Below are 7,706 nucleotides of genomic sequence, written 5' to 3'. Positions count from 1 at the left end.
ACTTGGGCCATCAGAGCTCGGATAGAAGAATGGGGAACCGGATCGTTTAAACGCAAACTCAATCAACAACCACCCCAACACAACAGTCACTTGACAGCAGCAAACATTTCATAGAAGTGGACGAGGCCACGAGTCCTGCAACACGGGACTCGTGGCCTCGTCCACTACCAAAGTCGTCACTTGTTGTTCACGCGATGCTAAATTCCAGAATATGTTTTCTCAAACTTGTTGACACGTTCCGTCGTTGATGTACTTCTCGCTCCCTGAAACCCTATGAACCACGCGATCCAGGTGCAGACTGGAAATGGTTTCCAGGTGAGCGGGTAGGACTCCCGCCTGGGCGAGTGCTAGCCACAGGCTCCGTCTCGAGTGTTGCAGCTGGCCACCGCTGTCGCTTAAACTCGTTCCTATGGTTTCCTACCACCACTCGTCGTTTCGACCAATATTCTTCGTATTCTTGGTGCTTGGGCCGTTCGCCCAACGAATCCTCGAAGCACAATCGACGTCTTCCACCGTGAGCAAGCAGAGAACCCCATCATGATGAACTCAACCCTTCGCTTGTTGTTAACCATATGTTTTATGATTTCGGTGTGGGAGAATGTCATGGCGGAACCAAATCCCAATGACGTTTTTCGCGAGTACCTTTACACAAATACAGGTGGCGACGCGGGTGGTGCTCTTCGCGTCGGTGGCAAGAAGGGTGTTTCCTACCCCGACCGTGGTTCTGATTTCGACTACATCAACCAATGGGTTTCGTTTCCTCATCCATTGGACTTGGAACAGGCCACGCGAGCCGAAGTCGTTGTCGAAAAAATCCTCTCGCACAATGGGACTCATGGACTTGCCATCCAGTGGAACGACAGCGATTGGATTGATCTGCCGGCTCCGAAACAAATCCCAGAACCACGCCGTGACTACTACCACCACACATGCATTTCGGCCGAAGTTGATTTGGCGAATTTGGTTGCGGATGATGCAGCCGGGAGGAGCGGTGACGCGGTAAACCAGTTTCGATTGCGGGTCAGCCCCGACCAGGATTGGGGATGGCCCCAGCATTTAATCTACGGCGTGCATCTGAGGATCTATTACGAGCCAGCCAACAAAGAACATGTCACGGGCCGAATCCTAACACCGACAGCCGATTCAGTGGTCGGACTCGAGGTTCCTTTGGCCGTGGAGATTCTTGATCGCCAACGACACGTTGAAAGGGTCGATTACGTGGGGCTCTACGATGGAGTCAACTGGGAAGGCGACGGAATCCACCGACGTTGGCACTACTTTTTCTACCACGGGCAGCTGACGCATCACTTGGGAACTTCCACTGTGTTTCCCTACCGTTGCAGCTGGGACACTTCTTGGGTTCCCGACCAGAGCGAGCCGATTTCGCTAGCCGCTCGGATTGTTGACGATACGGGTTTGATCACCATGACCGATGCGGTGTCAGGGGTACAGTTGCATCGTGACGGTATTTCCGTCGAACTCTGTCGGCCCGAGCAAGTGCCAACCAACTGGGTGACTCGCAATCAAGCGTACGAAGAAAGCGTGACGATCAAAGGCAATTTGACGAGGGCGACTGCTGCTCGATTAGCTTGGTCGAGTTGGTCGCCAGGCTATATGAATGGCATCACGGTGAACGGCGTGAAGGTTTTGGACCACGAAGGTCCGCGCTATCGCTACTATGCTCATAGCGTCGATTTACCAGACGTCTCGATCCTTCGTTCGGGTAAGAACACAATCGGAACCGGAAAAACACCGCTGTACGATGGGAAGATGGTTCATGGAATGGAAGTCAATTGGCCTGGAATCCAATTGCTCGTTCGCTATCGAACAGCGAAGCGATCGCTCGATCATTGAACGGTCTTGCATGTCGATGACCAGCGTGGCAAATGGGGCGATACCGATTCGCCCGATTGGTTGCGGTATTTTGGGCTGCACGCTGCGGATCTGACCGATGACGGCATGAAAGATATCGTCTCAGGACGCTACTTCTATCGTAACCCGGGTGGCGACTTGACAGGAAAGTGGCAGCGAGTTGATTTCGGCCGCAATGTTGACGCGATCCTGTGTGTGGATGTCGATGGAGATGAGTTCGGTGACGTGATCGCACAAGCATTGCCAGATGTTTGGTGGATCGAAGCGAAGGACAGGCAGGGTTCGCAGTGGACGTTCAAGAAGATCGGCAATGTTCCCGAGACCACTCACGTCAACAGCCAAGGGTTTGGATTGGGGCAGATCATCGGTGGAGGGAAGCCGGAAGTGGTCTTGGCCGGCGAAGATGGCGTCCACTATTTCGAGATTCCGGCCAACCCAGACGATGACGCATGTCCGCGGACGCATATCACGACCGAGGCCTACGACGAAGGGCTCGACATCGCCGACATGGACGCGGATGGAAACTTGGACTTAATCGCAGGTAACGGCGAAGAATATGTGGCATGGTGGAAGAACCCCGGCACCGGTAAAGGCGATTGGCAACGGTACATTTTCGGAACCACCCATCCTCATCCCGCGGACCGCATCAAAGGCATGCCCGGCGTTCCGAGTCCAACGATTAGCGATGTGAAAGCGGATTGGTCGCTCTCGGGGACCCTCCCGCTGGAAAAGGCGTGACGGTGAATCATTTACAGGAGGCCGTCGCCGCTCTGCGGGATCGAGCCCTGAAGGCGGGTGTTGGCAATCCCTACATTGTCGGTATGAATTCAGGCGGCATTTGGGCAGCGGTCTATGTCGACCAGGCCGGGCTCGATGCCGTGAGCGCCTATCGCGGCGCGTTTGGTTCGACGAAAGAAGGCACGCCCTACGCCGAGCTGTGGCCTAACATTTGTAAGAGTTTTTTGGAGAGTCCCTGCAGTAGGGGTGACAACTCGAAACGCCAGTTGGTCGTGCCGCTTATGAGTGGCGCCAATCACACGCCGCGACACGAGGTGAAGCCGGAACAATTTGGTGCGCAACACTACTTAGAACCGCTACCAGGCGAGTTCATGGAACATGTCACGTCGGGCATGGATTGGGTCGCCAACCATCCTGACAACTGCGAGGCGGACAGCGTGCTCATCTATGCCTGGAACGAACACTCCGAAGGCGGTCGAATCTGTCCAACCATGGGCACAACGCCCGAGTATGCGCCCAATACGCGACTGCTGGACGAACTCGCTCAGGCGATCGCGGGATGGCAGCCTACATCTTCTACCCCATTGGCGGAAGCTCCGAAATACGCTGATGGTCGCCCCGAAGCCACGCTGCGAATGGATGCGAAAGATCATGGCGTGGTGCTTCGCTACGGCGACGGCCCCGAACGATGTGACATGCTTGGCGCCCGAGATGTATGGGTGTTTGAAGATAAGGGCACTTACTATCTGCATTACGACGCAGCCGGGCCCGAGGGTTGGCTCTGCTCGCTAGCCGTCAGCAAAGATCTGTTAAGTTGGGAGAAGAAAGGACCCATTCTCGAGTTCGGCGGACCGGGTGAGGATGATTCGAAATCCGCTTCCTATGGTGTCACGTTTTCCGACGGCAAGCAGTGGCACATGTTCTATCTCGGAACGCCCAATGTATCCGCCCCGCCGGATCGGATCCCATCGTTCCCGTATCTCACGATGAAAGCCAAGGCGATTCGTGCGGCGGGCCCATGGATCAAGCAAACAGACGTGGTCCCTTTCCGCACGAAACCCGATACCTATTACTCGATCACGGCCAGTCCTGGTCAGGTGATTCAGAACGGCGACGAATATCTTCAGTTCTTCAGTGCCACGACGCGCAAGCCCGGGAATCCCTGCCAAAGACACGGTGATCGGTGACGTCGACTGGGAATGGGTTTGCAACAGGGGCAACGGTAACGGTAAAGCGAGTCTACACGCTTGAATCTTTCAAAACCGCTGATCGATGTTTCAAGTCGACGACGAGAATGAAGCCCGGAGAGAAACTGCGACTCAACGAAAAATCATGCCTGCCTTGGAAAATCCCGTGTGCAAGTCACGCTACAATCATCTAATCTAAATCGCACACCGTATTTCTCCGTTGTTTTTCGTTGAACCACAAAGCACGCCCCTCCAATCGGACGGAACCACACATGACCCGTAAGCAGATCCCCTTGCCGTTAATGGCTGCTGTGATGCTGAGCCTCCCTTTTGCAGCCACGGCTGCTCCATCGGAGATATCCGGCCTTGGAATGAACGCGGTTTGGCAAGATGGCTGCTTGAACCTAAGGCGGAGCGATTCGGATCAGTCGTTTCTGATCCACACCGACGAGAACTCGTCGGGCGCTACGGAGGCCGTCGTGCGAAGCGTTAACGACCCTACGTGGGGTCAAGGACAAGCGATTCGATTGCAGCAACCGTCCGGCGATCAAACGCAGGTAACACTCTTTCCAACGTTGCCATTCGCCGTCTGGCAGCGCACCCTTGTCAACACGGGCGATGGACAGCGGGTTGTCAACAAAGACTCGATGCTTTCCGCCAAGCTCGATCTGGGCGTACCGCCAGCACAGCTAAAGACAATCAGTACTGCGGGACTGCTGGATGTTGCCGATCATCCCGGCGGTTACACGTTCATGGCTGTCGGTGACCCCAATAACCACCGGGGCATCGTCTGTGGATGGTCTACTCACCATCGCGGTTCGGGAATTGTTTTCTCCGACGTGATCGACTCTCAGGCAACGCTGCAAGCGCGCATCGACTATGGCGACTTGCGCATTGAGCCTCAGCAGCAAGTGAAAACCGAAACGCTGCTGATCGGCTTTTTCGACGACATCCGCCTGGGACTGGAACAATACGGCGATGCGATTGCCAAGCAATTGAACATCCGGCTCCCGGACCAACCCAGCGTTTACTGCACTTGGTATCACGACGGTGCATCGGACGAACAGAAGATCGCGCGCAACACCGATTTTGTTCATGACCAGTTGGTCCCCTACGGATTCCATGTCGTGCAAATCGATGACAAGTGGCAGGCCGGTCAAAGTCAGAACGGACCTCGCAAAGATTTTTCTAAGATCCTTGCCGATGGACCCTACCCTTCGGGCATGAAAAAGACCGCCGACTATGTCCGCTCGCAAGGACTCGTTCCCGGAATTTGGTTCATGCCGTTCGCCGGCACATGGAACGATCCCTACTGGGCCGACAAGCTCGATTTGTTCTACAAGGAAGGACGATCGCCAGACAACCACATCAACGAAACCAACGGTGGCAAGCGGCCCGACTTTCCAGCAGGCGAAGCCCCCTTCGTCGCTCGCTGGGGTGGCACCTGCTTGGATATGACCAACCCCAAGACGCAACAGTACCTGCGATCGATCGTCCAACGCATGGCCCACGAGTGGGGATACGAGTACTTCAAGATGGACGGCCTGTGGACGGGAACCGGTGCGAAGCTGTTGTACGTCAATTCTTCGTATCAAGACGATGACTTGGGACAGACGACTCGCTTCGATCCAACAATCACACCCATCGAAGCCTATGCCAAAGGATTGGACCTTGTGCGTCAGACAGCCGGTCCTGACGCATTCTTTCTTGGATGTTGCGCGCCGCAAAACATGCGTTCGTTCGGGCCAGCGATGGGCCGAGTGGACGCGATGCGCGTCGGACCCGACAACGGAGCTCTACCGGAAAGGCTGGTCCGCGGGCCGCTGTTTTCAACGCGAGTCTTCTTCTTGAACAAGCGAGTTTGGTACAACGACCCTGATCCCGTCTACGTACGGCCTTCGTTCCCGGAACCGATGGCCCAAACGTCGGTGTCCTGGACGGCCCTGACCGGCTCGCTGCACTCCAGCAGCTACAGCTACTACGAACTGCCAGCGGATCGATTGGATATCCTGCGACGCGGTTTGCCATCACATACTCTGAAGACCGTCCGCCCCGTGGACTACCTGGAAAACGACCCGGCCCAAATCTGGCTGTTAACGGATGAACGCGATCCGGTGCGGAAAGACGTTGTCGGGTTGTTCAACTGGGATATCAGCAAGTCGGCCAAGTTGGAGTACCCGCTAGAGCGACTCGGTGTACCGCAGGCGGAAAAATATGTGGGCTTCGATTTTTGGAACGATCGCTTCGTACCGCCGTTTTCGGAAACGGTTGCTGTGGATCTGAAAGCTGGCGGCTGTGCAATGCTGGCCCTCCGGCCCGCTCAAGAACATCCGCAGGTGATCAGTACGTCGCGACACGTCACGCAGGGCGTCGTTGATTTGCGCAACGAGCATTGGGACGATGCAACCGCTACGCTCAGCGGTGTAAGCGAAGTGATTGGTGGCGAAGATTACGAATTACGGATCGTCGTGCCAACCGGCAAAGCATCATGGCAGCTAAAGGATGTCGTCCTGGCCGACTTGACCGACACGACTGAGATGACCGCTGAGCTTTCGGGCCCCACCGTTCGCGTGCGGATCCGATCGGCAGCGGGTGGCCAAGTCAGATGGTCGGCACAATTCGAGCCGAGCGAGGTGCGGGCCGAGCACCCTGAACCCGTGAACGAACTCGAGGCGACAGTCGATTTCGATCAAGTGTCGATCGGCTGGAAACCTTCCAGCCCGTATGGCTATCGGGTCTTGCGAGACGGAGTGTCGATGGCCGAAATCGGCGGCATGTCGTACCAAGACGGAACCGTCAAGTTCGGAATGACTTACGACTATGCGGTGCAAACGCGAGGTTGGGATGGCCAGTGGAGCGAAGCAAGGCACGTGACAGCAGTCATGCCTAAGCAGGTGGAAACTCCCGAGCAACCGCCGTTGCCGCAGGTCTTTCTATCCGATCTGAAGCCCGCGAAATCTTCGACCGGCTGGGGCAGGATCGGAATCGACAAGTCGTCGCGGGGAATTTTTCGGAGCGGACAGGATCGCAAGCATGCCTATTTCTTCGCACGTTCGGACATCCAACGGGCGTATTCGTCGAGCTCAATTTTTCCGTCCTTGTTTCGATCAGCGTCGTGAGGCGACATCAGCATCTGGGAGTATTCATCTTCGGTGAGCAATCCATCCTGATTCTTATCATAGCGACCAATGATACGCTGGGCATAACTTTTCATTTTGGGATCGAGAGATCCCGAAGCAATTCGAAGCATTTCGTTCGGTCTTCGACGGTGCAAGTCGAAGCTGCGAGGTAGGCAAGCGACAACGTCTCCATGAACTCATTGGGGCGGTCGGCCAATCGAATCTTTGCTGGCACAAAAAATTCTTGATGAATTCGAGGGGTCGAAAAAGCGTCAGGTAGCCGGCTCAGTTCGATTGTGTCTTGACGTTCCTTCAGCGGCGCGTTCTTCACGATCCACTGGACAAGCGGCTTGATTGCGCCGCCAGAAACGTCCCGTCTCGCGCACACGTACTGCAGAATGCGCCCCTGTTCCGATGTGTCCGCTTCATCCAGCACGTCTGCCAGCAGTTGAAAATAGGATGTCCTTGGGTTGGCCCATTGAAGCAGGGTAGGCAACGTTGAGTCTTGCCAATTGCGGCGGTGACCGCCACCCGCATCAAGCAGCAACTCGGTAAGCCCTTCTGGGCTGGCCTGGGATTCGTTGCCTGTCTTGATTTGCAATTCATCGACCTGTTCTCCCTCGCGCAGCAGGCGAATGGACATTCTCGATCAAACAAAACCAACGGCGTCGAGCAATCCATGATCGCCCCGGCACGGGGCACAGTTCCCTTGGCGTCCGGCGGCTTTGTGGCAACGGTTCGTCGGAAGTAAGGGCGCAGCGGATGGAGTCGCTTCACGGATGGTCGTCTT

At 55.7% G+C, this 7,706-nt stretch carries 6 protein-coding genes; 4 read left to right on the top strand and 2 right to left on the bottom strand.

Annotated elements, in window-relative coordinates; genetic code table 11:
• Positions 1-537 precede the first annotated feature (537 nt).
• The 4 genes from Poly41_RS31530 to Poly41_RS31515 all read left to right on the top strand — a co-directional run bounded on the left by Poly41_RS31530 (position 538) and on the right by Poly41_RS31515 (position 6,916).
• Entirely contained in the window at positions 538-1,854 is a 1,317-nt protein-coding gene (locus Poly41_RS31530; RefSeq protein WP_146531353.1) for a hypothetical protein, read from the top strand.
• 6 nt (positions 1,855-1,860) lie between these two features.
• Entirely contained in the window at positions 1,861-2,610 is a 750-nt protein-coding gene (locus Poly41_RS31525; protein ID WP_146531352.1) for an FG-GAP repeat domain-containing protein, read from the top strand.
• Positions 2,611-2,612: 2 nt separating this feature from the next.
• Entirely contained in the window at positions 2,613-3,797 is a 1,185-nt protein-coding gene (locus tag Poly41_RS31520; protein ID WP_146531351.1) for a hypothetical protein, read from the top strand.
• A 272-nt stretch (positions 3,798-4,069) separates the two neighbouring features.
• Complete coding sequence (locus Poly41_RS31515) at positions 4,070-6,916, top strand: alpha-amylase family protein (RefSeq protein ID WP_146531350.1); 2,847 nt, start codon at positions 4,070-4,072, stop codon at positions 6,914-6,916.
• On the opposite strand, the gene Poly41_RS35870 is transcribed toward Poly41_RS31515, so the two are convergent.
• Together Poly41_RS35870 and Poly41_RS31505 are read right to left on the bottom strand one after the other, a co-directional pair.
• Entirely contained in the window at positions 6,835-7,011 is a 177-nt protein-coding gene (locus tag Poly41_RS35870; RefSeq protein WP_197231899.1) for an EF-hand domain-containing protein, read from the bottom strand. The genes Poly41_RS31515 and Poly41_RS35870 overlap by 82 nt on opposite strands.
• On the bottom strand, positions 7,008-7,559 hold the full coding sequence (locus tag Poly41_RS31505; protein WP_146531348.1) for a hypothetical protein: 552 nt from the start codon (positions 7,557-7,559) through the stop codon (positions 7,008-7,010). The genes Poly41_RS35870 and Poly41_RS31505 overlap by 4 nt, the downstream gene beginning before the upstream one ends.
• Positions 7,560-7,706 lie beyond the last annotated feature (147 nt).

Origin of the sequence: Novipirellula artificiosorum, assembly GCF_007860135.1 — a bacterium.
Classification (GTDB): domain Bacteria; phylum Planctomycetota; class Planctomycetia; order Pirellulales; family Pirellulaceae; genus Novipirellula_A; species Novipirellula_A artificiosorum.
This window is presented reverse-complemented; position numbering and strand designations above follow the sequence as displayed.